Origin of the sequence: Sphingobium sp. YR768 (assembly GCF_900111125.1) — a bacterium.
Classification (GTDB): Bacteria; Pseudomonadota; Alphaproteobacteria; order Sphingomonadales; family Sphingomonadaceae; genus Sphingobium.
This window is the reverse complement of record NZ_FOGE01000014.1, coordinates 61,533-79,083: the sequence shown is the minus strand read 5'-3', so window position 1 is coordinate 79,083 and position 17,551 is coordinate 61,533. Positions and strand designations below refer to the sequence as shown.

Annotated in this window: 18 protein-coding genes; 16 read left to right on the top strand and 2 right to left on the bottom strand. The window is 65.3% G+C overall.

The genetic code is table 11. The annotated features are described in order from the left end of the window. The first annotated feature begins 122 nt into the window (after positions 1 to 122). The 15 genes from BMX92_RS15970 (at position 123) to BMX92_RS15900 (ending at position 14,081) form a co-directional block, all read left to right on the top strand. Positions 123 to 530 carry a phage tail tube protein gene (locus tag BMX92_RS15970; protein WP_093018257.1) on the top strand — a complete coding sequence of 136 codons (408 nt, stop codon included), beginning with the start codon at positions 123 to 125 and terminating at the stop codon, positions 528 to 530. Beyond that, positions 527 to 853 carry a GTA-gp10 family protein gene (locus tag BMX92_RS15965; protein ID WP_093018255.1) on the top strand — a complete coding sequence of 109 codons (327 nt, stop codon included), beginning with the start codon at positions 527 to 529 and terminating at the stop codon, positions 851 to 853. The genes BMX92_RS15970 and BMX92_RS15965 overlap by 4 nt, the downstream gene beginning before the upstream one ends. Then, on the top strand, positions 850 to 1,050 hold the full coding sequence (locus tag BMX92_RS15960; RefSeq protein WP_371262425.1) for a phage tail assembly chaperone: 201 nt from the start codon (positions 850 to 852) through the stop codon (positions 1,048 to 1,050). Before BMX92_RS15965 ends, BMX92_RS15960 begins: the two co-directional genes overlap by 4 nt. 100 nt (positions 1,051 to 1,150) lie before the next feature. Next, a complete protein-coding gene (locus tag BMX92_RS15955) occupies positions 1,151 to 1,711 on the top strand; it encodes a tail tape measure protein (RefSeq protein WP_093018253.1) in 561 nt (186 codons plus the stop codon). Then, complete coding sequence (locus BMX92_RS15950) at positions 1,708 to 4,035, top strand: DUF2460 domain-containing protein (protein WP_093018251.1); 2,328 nt, start codon at positions 1,708 to 1,710, stop codon at positions 4,033 to 4,035. Before BMX92_RS15955 ends, BMX92_RS15950 begins: the two co-directional genes overlap by 4 nt. Beyond that, positions 4,032 to 4,841, top strand: coding sequence for a DUF2163 domain-containing protein (locus tag BMX92_RS15945; protein WP_093018249.1), 810 nt, complete (start codon positions 4,032 to 4,034; stop codon positions 4,839 to 4,841). Before BMX92_RS15950 ends, BMX92_RS15945 begins: the two co-directional genes overlap by 4 nt. Continuing rightward, positions 4,838 to 5,206, top strand: a complete 369-nt coding sequence (locus tag BMX92_RS15940) for a hypothetical protein (protein WP_093018246.1) — start codon at positions 4,838 to 4,840, stop codon at positions 5,204 to 5,206. The genes BMX92_RS15945 and BMX92_RS15940 overlap by 4 nt, the downstream gene beginning before the upstream one ends. A 91-nt stretch (positions 5,207 to 5,297) precedes the next feature. Next, a complete protein-coding gene (locus BMX92_RS15935; RefSeq protein WP_093018244.1) occupies positions 5,298 to 7,493 on the top strand; it encodes a phage tail protein in 2,196 nt (731 codons plus the stop codon). A 23-nt stretch (positions 7,494 to 7,516) separates the two neighbouring features. Continuing rightward, positions 7,517 to 8,014, top strand: coding sequence for a DUF2793 domain-containing protein (locus BMX92_RS15930; protein WP_093018383.1), 498 nt, complete (start codon positions 7,517 to 7,519; stop codon positions 8,012 to 8,014). Between the two features lie 200 nt (positions 8,015 to 8,214). Continuing rightward, a complete protein-coding gene (locus BMX92_RS15925; protein WP_093018242.1) occupies positions 8,215 to 9,276 on the top strand; it encodes an OmpA family protein in 1,062 nt (353 codons plus the stop codon). 147 nt (positions 9,277 to 9,423) lie between these two features. Next, a complete protein-coding gene (locus BMX92_RS15920; RefSeq protein ID WP_093018240.1) occupies positions 9,424 to 9,930 on the top strand; it encodes a hypothetical protein in 507 nt (168 codons plus the stop codon). A gap of 227 nt (positions 9,931 to 10,157) precedes the next feature. Beyond that, positions 10,158 to 11,315, top strand: a complete 1,158-nt coding sequence (locus BMX92_RS15915) for an AAA family ATPase (RefSeq protein WP_218145795.1) — start codon at positions 10,158 to 10,160, stop codon at positions 11,313 to 11,315. 121 nt (positions 11,316 to 11,436) lie between these two features. Then, positions 11,437 to 11,871 (top strand): DUF7684 family protein, encoded by a 435-nt coding sequence (locus BMX92_RS15910; protein ID WP_093018238.1) that lies wholly within the window; start codon positions 11,437 to 11,439, stop codon positions 11,869 to 11,871. 518 nt (positions 11,872 to 12,389) lie between these two features. Continuing rightward, positions 12,390 to 13,409 carry an aromatic ring-hydroxylating dioxygenase subunit alpha gene (locus tag BMX92_RS15905; RefSeq protein WP_256213465.1) on the top strand — a complete coding sequence of 340 codons (1,020 nt, stop codon included), beginning with the start codon at positions 12,390 to 12,392 and terminating at the stop codon, positions 13,407 to 13,409. 138 nt (positions 13,410 to 13,547) lie between these two features. Beyond that, entirely contained in the window at positions 13,548 to 14,081 is a 534-nt protein-coding gene (locus tag BMX92_RS15900) for a superoxide dismutase family protein (RefSeq protein WP_093018236.1), read from the top strand. A gap of 72 nt (positions 14,082 to 14,153) precedes the next feature. Here BMX92_RS15900 and thpR read toward each other — a convergent pair whose 3' ends face one another. Next, positions 14,154 to 14,690, bottom strand: coding sequence for an RNA 2',3'-cyclic phosphodiesterase (gene thpR, locus BMX92_RS15895; protein ID WP_093018234.1), 537 nt, complete (start codon positions 14,688 to 14,690; stop codon positions 14,154 to 14,156). Between the two features lie 1,151 nt (positions 14,691 to 15,841). Between thpR and BMX92_RS15890 the strand changes: the two genes are divergently transcribed. Beyond that, positions 15,842 to 16,576 carry a Bax inhibitor-1/YccA family protein gene (locus tag BMX92_RS15890; RefSeq protein ID WP_093018378.1) on the top strand — a complete coding sequence of 245 codons (735 nt, stop codon included), beginning with the start codon at positions 15,842 to 15,844 and terminating at the stop codon, positions 16,574 to 16,576. A 152-nt stretch (positions 16,577 to 16,728) separates the two neighbouring features. Here BMX92_RS15890 and BMX92_RS15885 read toward each other — a convergent pair whose 3' ends face one another. Further along, positions 16,729 to 17,358 (bottom strand): glutathione S-transferase family protein, encoded by a 630-nt coding sequence (locus BMX92_RS15885; protein WP_093018232.1) that lies wholly within the window; start codon positions 17,356 to 17,358, stop codon positions 16,729 to 16,731. Between the last annotated feature and the right edge of the window lie 193 nt (positions 17,359 to 17,551).

Genomic DNA, 17,551 nt, shown 5'->3' with positions numbered 1-17,551 from the left:
AACCCCAGATTTCTATTGAGACCGGTCGCGCGGAAGGCGGCCGAGTCTCCTGTTTTTTCGCGATTTTCCGGGCCGTGGCAGGGTGCTTCGGACGCCGGTGTCGCTTGGCTGGAGAATGCGCCATGGGCGTCGAAAAAGGAAGTGCGTTTTTGCTGAAGGTGGGCGACGGCAACATGCCCGCAACATATGCGACGGTGGCCGGGATGCGCACCACCCAATTGTCCGTAAATGGCGAGGCGGTGAACATCACCAGCAAGGATTCGGGCGGCTGGCGCGAATTGCTGTCGGGCGCGGGGGTGCGATCGGTCAGCGTGTCGGCGGCGGGGCTGTTCACCGGATCGGCGGCCGAAGTGCGGGTGCGCAACCATGCGCTGGCCGGGACGATCGAGGCATATGAGCTGAGCTTCGAGAGTGGGGAGCGGATGCGCGGGCGCTTTCTGGTGACGCGGCTGGACTATGCCGGCGATTATAATGGCGAGCGCAATTATACGCTGAGCCTGGAAAGCAGCGGCGCGGTGGTGAGCGAATGAGCGGCGTGGCGAATGCTGAGCGCCCAAATCCCGAAAGGGGCGAGGCTGCGCTGGAGATTGGCGGCGAGCATCTGCTGGTGCGGCCGAGTTTCGCGGCTTTGGTGGCGGCGGAGGCGGAATTGGGGCCGCTGTTCGCGCTGGTGGAGCGGGCGGCGGAGGGCAAGCTGTCACTGGCGGAGCTGGTCGGGCTGTTCTGGCATTGTCTGGTCGATCGCGAGCGGATGACGCGCGAGGCGCTGGGCGAGGCGGTGCTGGCGGTGGGGCTGGCGCGGGTGACGCCGGTGCTGAGGGCGATCTTGCAGCAGATATTGGCGGGAAAATGATGACATTCCGGGCGGGCGCGGGGCGGCTGGCGGGGGTGGCCGGGTGGCTGCTGGGCTGGCGGCCGGAGCAGTTCTGGCGCGCGACGCCGGTGGAACTGGCGGCGGTGCTGCGCGCGGCGCGGGGGGAGGAGGATGTGGGGGAGGCGGGCGTGGATGCGGCGGAGTTGCGGCGGTTGATGGGGGTGATGCCGGATTGAGGTGCGTCGTGCTCCTGCGAAAGCAGGAGCCCAGTGGAGAGGGCGGGACTGGGCTCCTGCTTTCGCAGGAGCACATGCTCTGTGGGGTGCGGGAGGGCATATGGAAGACGATATCGAGACGCTGGTGGTGCGGGTGCGGGCGGATACGCAGGGGTTGAGCCGGGATGTGGCGGCGATGCGTAGCGAGATGGAAGGGCCGCTGGCCGATGGGGCGGACCGGGCCGGGCGGCGGATCGAGCAGGGGCTGTTGCGGGCGGTACGGACCGGCAAGCTGGGCTTTGACGATCTGCGCGCGGTGGCTTTGTCGGCGCTGAACGAGATTGCGGCGAGCGCGTTGCAATCGGCCATGGGTGGCGGGAGCAGCAGTGGCGGCGGACTGGCGGGTCTGGCGACGGCGGCGCTGACGGCGCTGATGGGATCGCCGGGGCGGGCGACCGGCGGGCCGGTGACGGGCGGACGGGCCTATATGGTCGGTGAGCGCGGGCCGGAATTGTTCGTGCCGACGAGCAGCGGGCAGGTGGTGGCGGCTGGCGGATCGGGCACGCGCGATGTGCGGGTGAACATCGCGGTCAATGGCCGGGGTGGGGAGAGCGAAAGCCGGTTGCTGGCGCGCAGCGCGCGGCAGGTGGCACGGGCGGTGCGGGGGGCATTGGCGCAATGACGATAGGCTATTGGCTGGCCGATACGCGGCGGGGGCAGGAGGCGGCGTTCATGAAGCGCTTTGCGGCGACGCACTGGACGGTGAATTTCCCCCGGCCGATGATGGCTGGCGTGGTGACGACGGCGGCTGACGCTTTGCGCGTGGATGCGGTCTTTTACGGTTCGGGCGATCTGGCGGGGCTGATCTGGGAAGCGGAGGACAAATGGAGCCATCCCCTGCTGGCCTATGAGACGCGGCGGGATTTTCGGGATTGCAGCCTGTCCTTTCGCTGGCGCTCCGGTGGGCTGCGCAAGCTGGACGAGACGCATGGGCCGACGCTGACGATCGAGGGGCGGGATGCGGGCGGGGTGCCGCGGGCCTGGTATGTGCGCTTGTGGAATTATGCGAGCGGTGGGCCGGAAGAGGCTGTCATCACGCTGGATTTTGCGGCGATGGATGGCGGCTATCTGTTGCCCGATGAGGCGGACCCGGTGTGGGCGGGGGATGTGGACCGGATGTTCATTTCTCTGGTGCCGCCCGATTATGATGCGGGGGATACGTCTTTCGCGGCGGGGGTCGAAGGTTGGGCGGAACTGAGCGAGATAGGCTGTGACGGGGCGGGATCGGTGCTGGCGGTGGGCGATGTGATGCTGCCGGAGCATGGGTTGGGAATGGCGACCGGCTATGATGATTGTTTCAACCAGACGCCCGCGCGGGTCGTAGCGGCGATCCATGCGCTGGGCTATCGCGGGGCGATCAACCATTATGTCGGGATGAGCCATTATTTCCGGCTGGAGCGGGCGGGCGGCGGCCTGTTCGTCAGTCTGGCGGGCGGGGTGCTGAATGCGCCCTGCGCGGCCTGGCACCGGGATTTCGCGGCGCAGGCGAAGGCATGGGACTTCGACCTGATCTGGTCGCTCTCCTATGAATTGTTCGATGCGCATTGCTGGAACGACTGGAAGCAGAGGGCGGAGAATGGCGACCCGGCGCTGACCGGTTGGTCGCCGCCTTCGACTTTGCTGTCGCCGGCGCAAAGCGGGGCGATGGGCTATTTGCAGGCGGTGGCGGGGGCCTTTGTTTCCATCGGGTTGGAGGCGGGGTTGCCGATCCGCTTTCAGGTGGGGGAACCCTGGTGGTGGGTGATGCCGGGGGATGGGCGCATCTGTATCTATGACGATGCGGCGCGGGTGGCGCTTGGCGGGACGCCGGTGTCGATCGGGAGCGTTTGGGGTGCGCTGGATAGCGACCAGTGCGATGTGCTGGATGCGGCGGGGGCGTTGCTGGCGGCGTCGACGGCGGCTTTGTGCGCGCATGTGAAGGCGATTGCGCCGGGGGCGGTGACGCATTTGCTGGCCTATCTGCCGACCATTCTCGATCCGCGTGCGCCGGAGGCCAAAAGGGCGAATATGCCGGTCGGCTGGGCCTCGCCCGCCTTCGATGTGCTGCAACTGGAAGATTATGACTGGGTGACGGAGGGGCGGCCGCATCTGACCGCGCGGGGCGTGGAGATGGCGACGGCGCGGCTGGGCTATCCGATCGGGGAACAGCATTATTTTTCGGGCTTCGTGCTGTTGCCGGAGCAGGCCGGGCAGTGGCGGGCGATCGTGGCGGCGGCGCAGGCGTCTGTCGCGCGGGGGACGGCGGCGACCTTCATCTGGGCGATGCCGCAAGTGTGCCGCGATGGCTTTACCTGCTTTGCAATCGATGGGGAGGATGATGTGCAAGCCTTTGACGATGTGATCTTTCCCATGGCCATCGGGCGGGAGGCGAGCCTGGCCCCGGCCTTTTCGACGCAGATTGTGGAAAGCCCGGCCGGGCATGAGCGGCGGTCGAGCGACTGGGCCGATGCCAGGCTGTCCTATGATGCCGGGCCGGGGGTGCGGAGCGAGGCGGATATCGCTACGCTGATCGCCTTCTTCCGGGCGCGGCGGGGGGCGGCGCGGGGGTTCCGCTTCAGTGATCCCTATGCTGATCGCAGCGGGGCGCCGGGCGTTGCGCCGGGGCCGCTGGACCAGCGGCTGGGCGTGGGGGACGGGGTGGCGGCCGAATTTCCGCTGATGCGCTATTATGGATCGGGAGAGGAGGCGCAGGCGCGGACCATCACGCGGCCAGTGGCGGGGAGCATTCGCGTGGCGGCCGATGGCGTCGAGATGGTCGGGGGATGGAGCCATGCGGGGATGGGCGTGATCGCGTTCGACGATGCGCCGGACGAGGGCGTGGTGCTGACCGCTGGCTATCGCTTCGATGTGCCGGTGCGCTTTGCCGAGGACCGGCTGGAGATCAACCGGGCGACCTTTGCCGCCGGGGAGGCGGTGTCGGTGCCGCTGGTGGAGATACGCGAATGAGCGGGGGGCTGGACGGGGCGCTGACGACGCTGGCCTTTTGCTGGCGGATCGAGCGGCGGGACGGAGTGACGATCGGGCTGACCAGCCATGATCGCGATCTGGATATTGGCGGGCTGCTCTATCGCGCGGCGCCGGGGATGACGCCCTCTGCGGTGCGATCGGGCATCGGGCTGGAGGGCGAAGATAGCGATGTTGCGGGGGCGCTGACCAGCGATGCGATCAGCGAGGCGGATTTGATGGCGGGGCGCTGGGACGGGGCTGCGCTGGAATTGCGGTTGACGCAATGGGAAGCGCCGGGCGCGCTGTGGCTGCTGCTGGCGCGGGGCGAGATGGGGGCGGTGTCGCGCAAGGGGGCGGCTTTTACGGCCGAACTGATCGGCGCGGCGGCGGTGCTGGGTGGGCCGGTGGCGCCGAGTACGTCGCCCGATTGCCGGGCGCGGCTGGGCGACCGGGCATGCCGGGTCGACATGGCGGGGCGGCGGCGGATCGTGGCGGTTGCGGCCGTGGACGGGGCGCAGGTGGCGGCGGATGGGCTGGAGGCGGGCGACTATGCCTTTGGCACGCTGCGCTGGCTGGGCGGGGCCAATGTCGGGCTGGTGCAGGCGGTGGCGGATAATGGGGCGGAGGGCGTGACTCTGGTCGATCCGCCGGCCTTTGCGGTGGCGGCGGGGACTTTGGCGCTGCTGACGCAGGGGTGCGATCGGCAACTGACGACCTGCGCGGGTCGGTTCGGCAATGTCGTGAATTTCCGGGGGGAGCCTTATCTGCCGGGGATGGACTTGCTGACCCGCTATCCCGGCGCATGAGCGCGGCGGTCGAGCGGGCGCGGGCGCTGATCGGGGTGCCTTTTCGGTTGCATGGGCGCGGTCGGGAGGGGCTGGATTGCGTGGGGCTGGCGGCGCTGGCTTTGGGGCGGGAAGCGCCGGGCGATTATGGGCTGCGCAGCGGCGATGTGGCGCGGGCCGAGGGCTGGCTGCGGGCGGCGGGACTGCGGCTGGTGGCGCAGGGGCGGCCGGGTGATCTGGCGCTGGCAAGGCCGGGGCCTTTGCAACTGCATCTGATGATCGGGACGGGGGCGGGCTTTGTCCATGCCCATGCCGGACTGGGGCGGGTGGTGGAGATGCCGGGGGTGTCGCCATGGCCGATTCTTGGATGGTGGACCTTGATGTAGGTGTGCTCCTGCGAAGGCAGGAGCCCAGTCCCACGGTCTGAACTGGGCTCCTGCCTTCGCAGGAGCACGTTGTGCTTTTGGGGAGAATGTTATGGCGACGGTGGTGCTGACGGCGGTGGGGACCGTGCTGGGCGGGCCGATCGGCGCGGCGATCGGGGCGGTGATCGGCAATGTCATCGATAATCAGATATTGTTCAAGCCGAAGGGGCGGGAGGGATCGCGCCTGTCCGACTTGCAGGTGCAGACATCCAGTTACGGGACGCAGGTGCCGAAGATTTTCGGAACGATGCGGGTCGCCGGGACGGTGATCTGGGCGACGGACCTGAAGGAGGTGAAGAGCAAGAGTGGCGGTGGCAAGGGGCGGGCGAGCGTCACGACCTATAGCTATTCGGCGAGTTTCGCGGTGGCGCTGTCGGCGCGGGCGATCCGGTCGATCGGGCGGATATGGGCGGACGGCAATCTGCTGCGCGGATCGGCGGGGGACTTCAAGAGTGAAGTGTCCGCCTTTCGTGTGCATCCGGGGGGTGAGGATCAGGCGGTCGATCCGCTGATCGCGGCGGCGGAAGGGATGACGCTGACGCCGGGACACCGGGGCATGGCCTATGTGCTGTTCGAGGATCTGGCGCTGGCCGATTATGGCAATCGCATTCCGTCGCTGACCTTCGAGGTGGAGGCGGACGACGGGGCGGTTTCGATCGAGGCCGTTGCGGCGGAATTGAGCGACGGGGCGCTGGGCGGGGCCGGGCTGGCGGCGCTGGATGGCTTTGCGGCGGGCGGGGCCGATATCGGGGCGGCGATCGGTCCGCTGGTCGAGGCGCAGGGGTTGGCGCTGGGGACGGGGGAGGCGGGATTGCAGTTGCGGGCGGTAGGCTCGGCCGAAGGAGCGATCGGCGCGGACAGGCTGGCGCGGCGGATCAACGGGCAGGCGATCGATCCGGTCGAGCGATCGGGCGGGGCGGCCGATGGCGTGCCGGTGGCGCTGAGCCTGCGCCATTATGATGCGGCGCGGGACTATCAGGCGGGCGTGCAGCGGGTGGTGCGGCCGGGGGCGGGGCGGCAGGAGCAGGGGATGGAACTGCCGGTCGTGATGGGCGCGGACGATGCGCGGGCGCTGGCGGCGGTGCGACTGGGGGCGGCATGGACCGGGCGGGCGATGATGGCGCTGCGCTGTGACTGGAGCGCGCTGACGCTGGCGCCGGGCATGGTGGTGACGGTCGACGATGTGCCGGGCTTGTGGCGGATCGAGGAGCGGGAATGGGAGGCGATGGCGGTGCGGCTGTCGCTGCGGCGGGTGCCGGGGGCGGGCGGCGCGCTGCCGACGGGGGCGTCTTCGGGCGCGATCGTGCGGCAGGTGGATGCGCCGCATGGGGCAACGACGCTGATGCTGGCGGATTTGCCGTCGCTGCGGGATGGGGCGGCGAGTGCGCCCCTGCTGGTGGCGGCGGCGAGTGGCGGGGCGGGTTGGCGCAGTGCGGCGCTGTTCGTGATGAGCGACAGCGGCGAGGCCGGTGCGATCGGGCGGAGTGCCGGGCGGGCGGTGATGGGGGTGGCGGATGCGGCGCTGCCGGACGGTAGCCGGGTGCTGGTGGATCGGGAACAGGCGCTGCTGGTGACGTTGCTGGCGGAAGATATGGATCTGGGCGGCGCGGACGAGGCGGCTTTGGCGCAGGGGCGGAACCTGTGTCTGCTGGGTGAGGAATTGCTCCAGTATGAGGCGGCGGAGCGGATCGGGCCGGCAAGCTGGCGGCTCAGTGGGCTGCGGCGGGGGCTGCGCGGGAGCGAATGGGCGATGGATGCGCATGGCGTGGGCGATCGCTTCCTGCTGATCGAGGAGGACCGGCTGGTCGAGCCGCTGACGGCGATGGGCGCGAGCGGGGAAGTGGGGGCAAGCCTGCGTCTGGCGGCGATCGGGCTGGGCGATGTCGAGCCGGTGGAGGATGCGCTGGCGATCCGGGGAGAGGCGCTGGTTCCGCCGGCGCCGGTGCATCTGACGGTGCGGGGTGAGGACGGTGGCCGGGTGGTCGGCTGGGTCAGGCGCAGCCGGGCCGGATGGCGCTGGAGCAATGGCGGGGACGTGCCGCTGGGCGAGGAAAGCGAGCGCTATCGGGTGCGGGTGCTGGACGGCGAGCGGGTGGTGCGGAGCGTGGAGACGGGCGCGCCGGGCTGGACCTATGACGCGGCGATGATCGCGGCGGATGGCGCGGCGGGTGCGGACTGGGCGGTCGAGGTGGCGCAGATCGGCACGCTGGCCATGGGGCGGGCGGCGCGGATCGCTCTTAATTTGTGAAAATCTGAAAAGGGACTATGATCATGGATATGACGCCGCGATGGGCGCTGCCTTTGCTGTTTGCCGGGCAGGCGCAGAAGGAAGTCTTTCACAATGAGGCGCTGACTTTGGTCGACGCGCTGCTGCATGGGCGGGCGGAGAGCGCGGACGTGGCGAGCCCGCCAAGCGCGCCGGAAATCGGACAATGCTGGATCGTGGCGGCGGGGGCCAGCGGGGCATGGGCCGGGCAGGCGGGGGCGATCGCCTGCTGGAGCGAGGGTGGATGGCGGTTCGTGACGGCGCGCGCGGGCATGGCGATGGATGTCGCCGACCGGGGGCACCGGCTTTTTCATGACGGGACGGACTGGCGCGACGGTGCGGTGCGAAGTGATGGCCTGTATGTGGACGATCAGCGTGTGATTGCCGCCCGTCAGGCAGCGATCCCGGCTCCGGGGGGAGGGAGCGTTATCGATGTCGAGGCGCGAACAACATTGGCGGCCATTCTGTCAGCCCTGCGCGCACATGGGCTGATTGTAGCCTAATATTACGCTAATATGCTTTTCTTGTTGCGGTGGTGCGTCAATAGTCTAGGATTCCTTCCCATTAGCCTGTCGAGACGTCAGAAGGCGGGCTAGTGCGTTATTTTTGCAACGGTTTCACTAATTGTGGACTTGCTATGAAACCTTCTTGCGGATACAGGGTTTCAGCAGTCCTTCGTGACACTCTTGAAAGGGGAAACCAAATGCGGAAGCTTGCCCTCGCGGCTGCTCTTGCGACTAGCGTCCTGGCCAGCCCGGCCTTCGCGCGCGACAACAGCTGGTACGTTGGCGTCGACGCCGGCGTCCTGCTTGTGGAAGACCAGAACGCAACCGTAAACGGCGTCGATGCCGGCGGTTCGGTCGATTTCCATAAGGGATATGATTTCGACGCCAATATCGGTTACGATTTCGGCGGTTTCCGCCTGGAAGCGGAATCGGCTTACAAGCGCGCCAAGGTTGACCTGAGCCAGAGCGGCTTCGGTGGTGCAGCCTCGGCTCTGTCGTTCATGTTGAACGGCTTGCTCGACTTCGGTCCCGACGATGGCCTTCAGGGCTTTGTCGGCGGCGGTGTCGGCGTTTCGCGCGGCAAGCTGGCCAGCGACATCGTGAACGACAGCGACACCGGCTTCGCCTGGCAGGCGATTGCTGGCGTTCGTTACCCGGTCACCAGCAATGTCGACGTCTCGCTGAAGTATCGTTTCTTCAACCAGGACGATATCAAGCTGATCCCGGCTTACACCACCGCAGTTGCGGATGCCGGCGACACGATCAAGACCAAGCTGCGCACGCACAGCCTGCTGCTCGGCCTGACCTACAACTTCGGCGCTCCGGCTGAAGCGGCTCCGCCGCCGCCGCCTCCCCCGCCGCCGCCGCCCCCGCCGCCTCCCCCGCCGCCGCCTCCGCCGGCTGTGGAGTGCAACCCCGGACCGTACATCGTGTTCTTCGAATGGGACAAGTCGGACATCACGCCTGACGCCGCCACCATTCTCGACAACGCGGTTTCGGCCTACAGCAGCTGCGGCAGTGCGCAGGTCATGCTGGCAGGTCACGCGGACAAGTCGGGTTCGGCATCGTACAACGTCGGCCTGTCGCAGCGCCGCGCTGACGCGACCAAGGCTTATCTCGCCTCGAAGGGTATCCCTGACGGCGTGATGACCACCCAGGCCTTCGGTGAATCGAAGCCGCGCGTCGAAACCGCGGACGGTGTTCGCGAAGTCCAGAACCGTCGCGTGGAAATCAGCTACGGTCCCGGCGCGGGCATGTAATCGGATTTTCCGTCCTTCGGGATGGAAAGCAGAAGAGGGGCCAGTCGCAAGACTGGCCCCTTTTTCGTTGCGGGTGGTGGATCGGTTTGCCGGCAGAGGTTCGATGATGCCGATTGCTGATTCACAGCATTGCTGCATAATTGACCAATGAAGGCCGTTCATATCCTGCCCCTGACAATTGCGGCTGCAATGGGGTTCGTAGCAGGCTATCTGATCGCTAAACCGCGTCCTGTGTCCAACCCATCGACGCTGGAAATTTCTCGGGCTCAGAAGGCTGAAGACAAGCTTCTGCCGCCGATGTGGGCCCGCCTGTTTCGGGACGATCCATGGCTCAGAGACCTGCGAGAGAGGGGCTATCGATACTGCTATCGCAACGGATCTGTTGATCCAGCCTGCGCCCGCAAGCAGGACGAAGCGGTGCAAGCTGTTTTCTTCGCCATCGATATTTCGAAAGCGCAGCAGAAGATGACAGACCAAAGTCGACTTTCGCTTCGGGAGCGGGAGGTCGCAAGCGATCCGCAGCTTAGGACCCGCATCATTCGATATTGTACGAACCTGTATGCCGAGCACGGCCATGAAGATGCACGCATTCTTGCAACCTGCCTTGGGAACCTCTCCGAGTTTTCACCGCTCGTCCCAATTCCGGTTCCATAGTACAGCTTGTGCGCCTTACTGAGAGGGCCTTTTGCTGGCGTCGGGCGGATAGAGCCTATCGCAAATGACTGTTCCGGCGTGGAGGGGGGTGCGTTGCGACGTCGCTGCGATATCGGGCCGTCGGTGGTTGGGGCCGCGGCTTTGCCTGATGGCGGGCATGGAGTATCCGTTGCCTGGGTGATCCGGGTAGCATCAGTTGCCGATCGGGGCAGGGCAGGGAGAAGGCGTTGCTGATTACGCGGCTGGCGGTTTCGGGATATCGGTCCCTGCGCGATGTGGTGCTGGATGTGGGGCAACTCACCCTGATCACGGGCGCCAATGGCAGCGGCAAGTCGAGCCTCTATCGCGCGCTGCGGTTGCTGGCGGAAACGGCGCAGGGGCGACTGGTCGCGTCGCTGGCGGCGGAGGGTGGGCTATCCTCTACGCTGTGGGCGGGGCCGGAGCGGTTCAGCCGGGAGATGCTGAGCGGCCGGCAGGCGGTGCAGGGGACGGTGCGAACGGGGCCGGTCAGTCTGCGGCTGGGCTTTGCCGGTGCGGATTTCGGCTATGCGGTCGATCTGGGATTGCCGGACCCGACCCATCCTTTCCAGCGCGACCCGGAAATCAAGGCCGAGGCGATGTGGACCGGCGAGATGCTGGGGCGCGCCAATCTCTTTGCCGAGCGGCGGGGGCCTCTGGTCAGCCTGCGTCGGGCCGATAGCGGGGAATGGCGGCATGCCTCCGGCGAACTTTCCGCCTTTGACAGCATGGTGACCCATTGCGCCGATCCGGCCGATGGGCTGGAATTGCTGCTGATGCGGGAGCGGATGCGCAACTGGCGCTTTTACGACAATCTGCGCACCGATGCGGACGCGCCGGCGCGGCGGCCGCAGGTGATGACCTATACGCCGGTGCTGGCCAGCGATGGCGGCGATCTGGCCGCCGCGATCGCCACCATATTGGCGATTGGCGAGCGGGAGGAACTGGAAGAGACGATCGAGGATGCTTTTCCCGGTTGCCAGGTGTTAGTGCAGGGCGGCGATGACCATGGCGTGGTGGAAATGCGCCAGCCCGGCTTGCTGCGGCCGCTGCATGTGCGGGAATTGTCGGACGGGACGCTGCGCTATCTGTTGCTGTCGGCGGCGCTGCTGTCGCCGCGGCCGCCCGACATCATGGTGCTGAACGAACCGGAGGCGAGCCTGCATCCCTCGCTGCTGGCGCCGCTGGCCCGATTGCTGGTGCGCGCGTCGGCACGGACGCAGATCATCCTGGTGTCGCACAGCGAAAGGCTGATCCAGGGGCTGCGGCGCGACGGGGGGATAGAGGAAATCCGGCTGGCGAAACAACTGGGCGAAACCCGCGCCGAGGATGCCGATTCGCCGCGATGGGTGTGGCCCAAGCGGTAGGGGATGGATGGGCGCAGTGTGGGCCGGTTCAGGTGGTCTGCGAACGGCCTGTTTTTAGTCACGCGCTGTTGACAATTGCCGTTCTGCTTGCACTGGATCGAGACGAGATTAGGTTTGCGCGATGACGCTGGATTATCTGCATCTATCACCCGACCATGCTCTGTCTCGCGTAGAGGCTCGGCCTTACCGGGTCGTTTTGATTGCCGAACAGGCGGTAAACCAAGTTTGGCGGGATGAAGTAGCATCGTGGCTATTGGGTAGCGGATGCCTATACTTTATCGCTTGGGGTGTTGCGTGTGAGGAGTGGCACGATGCCGTGGATTGGACAGTCTTAGAAGCTTTTGACTTCGGAGATATACCGGACGACAGATTTGTAATGACGACATGGCATGATAAAGAACCGCTGTCAGAAGCGCTCTGGTTCGCTGGAAACTGCGCATCGCACCCCAATGTTGAACTTGCAGACACGCTGATCGTCCATGTCACGCGCGAAGAACAGCGCGCCGCCACATTGCAGCTTTACAGCGAGAGCCAACTGACGGCGGACGAAGCCTAAGCCAAAGTCCGGTTTTGGAGGCCGGACGAACGGGGCGTAAATAGCGACAATTGGTCGTACATGTCATGCCAGCGAAGGCTGGCATCTCAGGCGACGGCGCGAGCAGGTTGAGCGTGGCGCTTATTCAAGTCTATCCCGCAGTTGCCTGAGACCCCAGCTTTCGCTGGGGTGACGGAAATGGGATGCTGCTTTGAGCTGACGTTGCGCTCCGCTCATTTGTTCAACTGACCGGTATCCTTGACGCGAGAAATGACAGTTAGCTGCCATTTCATGTGCGAGGGAATTTATCCGCGCGTCATTTTGGCGGGCGCGGATGCGAGGTTGACTGGAATATAAATTCCAATTACAAATCCCTCAGCCTGGTAGCGCGGCCTTTGGTCGCGTTTGGGAAGACGATGCGGGGTATCCGCGCGTCATGCTGCAGGCCGCTTTGCCCCGATCGGGGGCAGTCCTTCGGGATGGAAGCGGCGCTGCCTGTTTTTCGCCGGCTGCCATCTTCCGAAAGTCAATGGGAGAGGATGATGTCGGACTATGTGCGCAATCTCTGGTATATGGCGGCCTGGGACCATGAGGTGCCCGAGAGCGGGATGCTGTCGCGCCGCCTGCTGGACGAACAATGGCTGATCGCGCGGCTGCCCGATGGCGGCTATGCGATGCTGATCGATCGCTGTCCCCATCGGTTCGTGCCGCTGAGCAAGGGGCGGCTGGACGAGGCGGGGGTGATCCACTGCCCCTATCATGGGCTGGGCTTCGATCGCAGCGGGGCGTGCGTCCACAATCCCTTTCCCGCGCCGCCGCCCGCGCATGTGCGGGCGCGGACCATGCCGGTGGTGCATCGGCATCGCGGGCTGTGGTTCTGGCCGGGGGAGGTCGACAAGGCCGATCCGGCGCTGATCCCCGATTTCGCCTTTGTCGACCGGCCGGGGATGCAGCGCAGCAGCATGGTCATCCGGGGCCATTATGAATTGCTGACCGACAATCTGATGGACCTGACCCATGCCGAATTCCTGCATGTGAAAAGCTTTGGCGTGAACGGGTCGATCTTTGCCGGGCGGCAGTCGGTGATGAAGGACGAGAGCGGCGCGATCTGGAATAATTGGGACATGACCGATGTCGCCGCGCCGATGTGGGCGGAGCCGATGCTGGCGCCGGGCGAGCGGATCGACCAGTGGCTGCATATGCGTTGGCATGCGCCGGCCAGTATGGCGCTGACGGTCGGACTGGCGCGGGCCGGGAGCGGGCGCGGGGATATGCTGATCCCGCAAATGACCAATCCCCATATCATCACGCCGGAATCGCAGGAAAGTTCGCATTATTTCTATGACCATGAAGCGACGCCCGAAGCGGCGGCGCTGGCGCGGCAGGTGTTCGTCGAGGAGGATGAACCGATGATCGAGGCGGCGCAGGCGGCGCTCAACGGGCAGGATTTCTGGGACGCGCGGCCGGCGATATTGGAGACGGATGCAGGCGCGATCCGGGCGCGGCGGCGGCTGATGCAGTTGCGGCGGGCGGAAGCGGCGGTGCCGGCGGCGGCCTGAGCAGCGGGACAGGGGAGTGGGCAGGGTTGGGCTAATGAAAATCAGTAGGTTAGGGGCGTGACAAATCGGTGCGAATGGGCAACAAAAAGCGTCGTGCCGCGTTCGCGTAGCGGCCTTGCCCTTTCCCGGGAGTTTGTCATGAAAATCGTTCCGCTTCTTGCCGCTTTGCCTCTTGCCCTTGCGGCGTCCGCCTGTGCCACCACTGGCGACAGCGCTGCTGCCCCCACCGCTTCGGCCAAGCTGGCGGCGGGCGATGGCGCCGCGCGCGGCACCGCCACCGTCACACAGGCAGCGGACGGGCTGCATGTGCTGGTGAAGGCGGTGGGCGTGACGCCCGGCATTCATGCGGTGCATATCCATACGACCGGCCAGTGCGTCGGCCCCGACTTCACCAGCGCGGGCGGTCACTGGAACCCGACCGCGCACAAGCATGGCAAGGATAATCCGGCCGGTCCGCATATGGGCGACATGCCCAATATGACGGTCGGCCCGGACGGCACCGGCGCGATCGAATATATCGTGCCCGCAGGGACCATCAGCGAAGGCGCCACGCCGTTGCTGGATGCCGATGGCGCGGCGATCGTGATCCATGCGCAGGCTGACGATTATCAGACTGACCCGACCGGCAATGCCGGTGGGCGTGCGGCATGCGGCGTGCTGTCGGCCAAGTAAAAGGGCCTTCGGGCGAGTTATGAGCAAAAGGCCCCGGATCGCCCATGATGGCGGTCCGGGGCCTTTTGTCGTTCAGGCGGTGGCGGGATAGTCTTCGATCGGATGATAGGTCGCGCCGCCATGGCCGATCCGGCTTTCATAGAGGGTGAAGCCGTCGACGCGGAAGGGTGCGGCGGCAAGGCCGGCATGACGGGCGAGGAAGGGATCGATGAAGGCCCCGTTGCGGCCGAAGCGGGCGAGCGTGACATGGGGCAGATAGGCGCGGCTTTCCGGCTCCAGACCGGTCGAGACGCAGGCGCGGTCAATCTTCTTGTGCAGGGCCGCGAGCGGATCGCGCGGCTGGACGCCGGCCCAGAGCGTGTCGACCACGCCCTTGCGATCGAAACTGCCCACGCCAGACAGGCGGATGTCGAACGATGCGAAGCGGATGCCGGTCAGCACATCGGCAATATCGTTGGCCCCGTGGCGATCGACTTCGCCGATGAAGCGCAGGGTGAGGTGAAGTTGGGCGTCATCCTGCCAGCGGGCGCCATCGACCCCGGCCATGAGGGAGATAAGATAGGCGCGCTGATCAGCGGGCGGGCGGATGGCGACGAACAGGCGGTGCATGGGGTGGGTATAGGGGGATTTGCGACGGTTGGGGGATGTTTTGTTTTGGGGGGGATGCATAAGTCGGAGTTTGCTGGAGCGGCGTCGAGGGCAGTGCATTTTGTTCACGCGGGGACGCGGAGGGGGGAGCGCAACCCCTCCGCGTCCCCGCGCCTCCGCGTGAAAGATGAAGGAAGATTTCGCGCAGAGGCGCAGAGAGCGCAGAGGCGCGTATCAACCTGCTTTGCTTTGTCTGCGCCTTTGCGCGAACATAATATTTGCCTTCGACATAAGGCGACCATTTGCGGACGGTTACGCGCGCAACGTTATCGTTAGAATGCGGCCATCCTCCTTCCGTCACCCCAGCGACCCGAAGGGCGGCCAAAGGCCAACGCTGGGGTCTCCGGCGATGGCGAGATGAGGCTGGAACAGCACCTCGTCAATTACAGCGCGCCTCCGCCTGAGATGCCAGCTTTCGTTGGCATGACGGGTAAAAACGACCATCTGTGGACAGTCGATATCCGGTGTGACAAGGTTTCACACAGGTAGGAGTTCGTGTATGTTAGGTCTGAGCGTTAATGCTAGATGCGCATCATGCGGCGAAAAATCTGCGCGGGTTGGTGCGCTCGGAAGTCTGCGACGCAGATGTATAGCAAGATGCAGGGCCTGCGACGCGCGACAGATTTCAGAGTTAAATTCCCAATCTTATTTGTTGATTTTATTTTACTCCCAAATTGTTGTGATGCTCGTTGGGTTGCCGATCATCTTAGGCATGGCCGGAGGAAATTGGTTCGTGGCATTTACCGGCCTTGCTGCATTTCTATTGCTGACACTGCCCGTTGGGATGGTTCTTCACGCCCGCGCATAACGTCCGCTAATCACCCCCTTGTCGTCATGTCCGCGAAATCGCGAGCCTATCCCTCAGTCTGACGGCAAGGTGCAGTGGGGCGAGATGGATTCCCGCCTGCGCGGGGATGACGGTGTGGTGGGGGTGGGTTTGCGTGTTTTTCGTGGCTTGCTTTCCATGCCTCGCCCCAAGCCGAATGCGATGTCTTTGCCTGTCCGCTTCGTGACGAAGCGTTCAGGATGCGGGTTTGGCTTGAAGTGAAGCGCGGTTGCGCCGATAATGGGGAATGCCGGCGAGAGAGATGCCGGTGAAGGAGAAGAATTTCATGGCCAACTGGTCCGATCCCCGTTCCGACATTGCGGGCTTTGGCGGCGCCTCTGCCGCGCGCGGCGAGGCTTTCGACGCCGGGCTGCGCCGCTATATGCTGTCGGTCTATAATTATATGGCGAGCGGCGTGCTGCTGACCGGCGTCGTCGCGATGCTGTTCGCGTCGAGCGGGTTGGCGTTGCAGATCCTCGCTGGTCCCGGCATTCTGAAATATGTCCTGATGTTCGCGCCGCTGGCGTTCGTCATGGTGATGAGTTTCGGCATCGCCCGCCTGTCGACGGCGACGATGCAGATGCTGTTCTGGGCCTTTGCCGCAGTGATGGGCCTGTCGATGTCGTCGATCTTCCTGGTCTATACGCAGATGTCGATCGCGCAGACCTTCTTCGCGACGGCGGCAGCCTTTGCGGGGCTGAGCCTGTGGGGCTATACCACCAAGAAGGATCTGTCGGGCTTCGGCACCTTCCTGATCATGGGTGTGGTCGGCCTGTTCGTGGCCAGCCTGATCAATCTTTTCTTCCAGTCGGGGCTGATGAGCCTGGTGATCAGCGCGCTGGGCGTGCTGATCTTCGCCGGTCTGACCGCCTATGACACGCAGAAGATCAAGGGCATCTATGCGCAGGTCGCGGGCACCGACATGATGGGCAAGTCGGTGGTGATGGGGGCGCTGAACCTCTATCTCGACTTCATCAACATGTTCATGTTCCTGCTGCGCCTGTTCGGCGATCGTCGCTGATCGACAGGCGCGAGAGCGAAATGGGAAAGGCCCGGTGGAGCGATCCGCCGGGCCTTTTTTGTTATTGTGCTGGGTGTTGCCGCGTCTGCCGGGATATGGCGCGAAGGTCTGGACTGGGCTCCTGCCTTCGCAGGAGCACGTGGTGCCGGGGATCAGCCCTGTTTCTGCATTTCGGCGATCAGGGCGCCGTCGATTTCTTTCTGCCGCTGATAGGCGGGGCGGGCGCGCAGGCGGGCGGCATAGGCTTCGAAGGCGGGGCGGGTGGGGATGGATTTGAACATCAGGCCCCAATCGATCTGCGACCCGACATAGACGTCCGCGGCGGTGAACTGATCGCCGCAAATCCAGCCGTCGCCTGAAACCGCGCTTTCCAGCGCGTCGATCGTATCGTCGAAACTGCCATAGCCAGCGGTGCGCTCGCGCCCTTCGGGAAGGACGAAGCCCAGCGCCTTGTTGGTGACGGCGGCTTCGACCGGGCCGGCGGCGAAGAAGAGCCAGCGATAATAAGCATGGCGCTGGTCGACCGGCGGGGCGAGATTGGCGGCGGGAAAGGCATCGGCCAGATAGGCGCAGATGGCGGCGCATTCGGTGACGACCTTCCCCCGATGGACGATGGCGGGCACCTTGCCCATCGGGTTGATGGCGCGATAGTCGGCCGCCTTCATCGTCGTGCCATAGCCGAGCAGCACCGTTTCATAGACTTCGCCGACCTCCTCCAGCATCCAGCGGGCAATCTGTCCGCGCGACATGGGGTTTGTGTAGAAGACGAGGTCGAGGGTCATCGGGCGCTCTCCTGAATCGGGATGGCGGCAAGGTGGCGCGGCTTGCAGCCCGGCGCAACTCACGGTCCATCGGAATGTCTTTGACGTCCGTTCGCCCTGAGCCTGTCGAAGGGCACGCGCGCCCTTCGACAGGCTCAGGGCGAACGGGTCTTATCTAAGGCTCAATGCGCCAGGTGCGAGCGCGGTTGAAAGG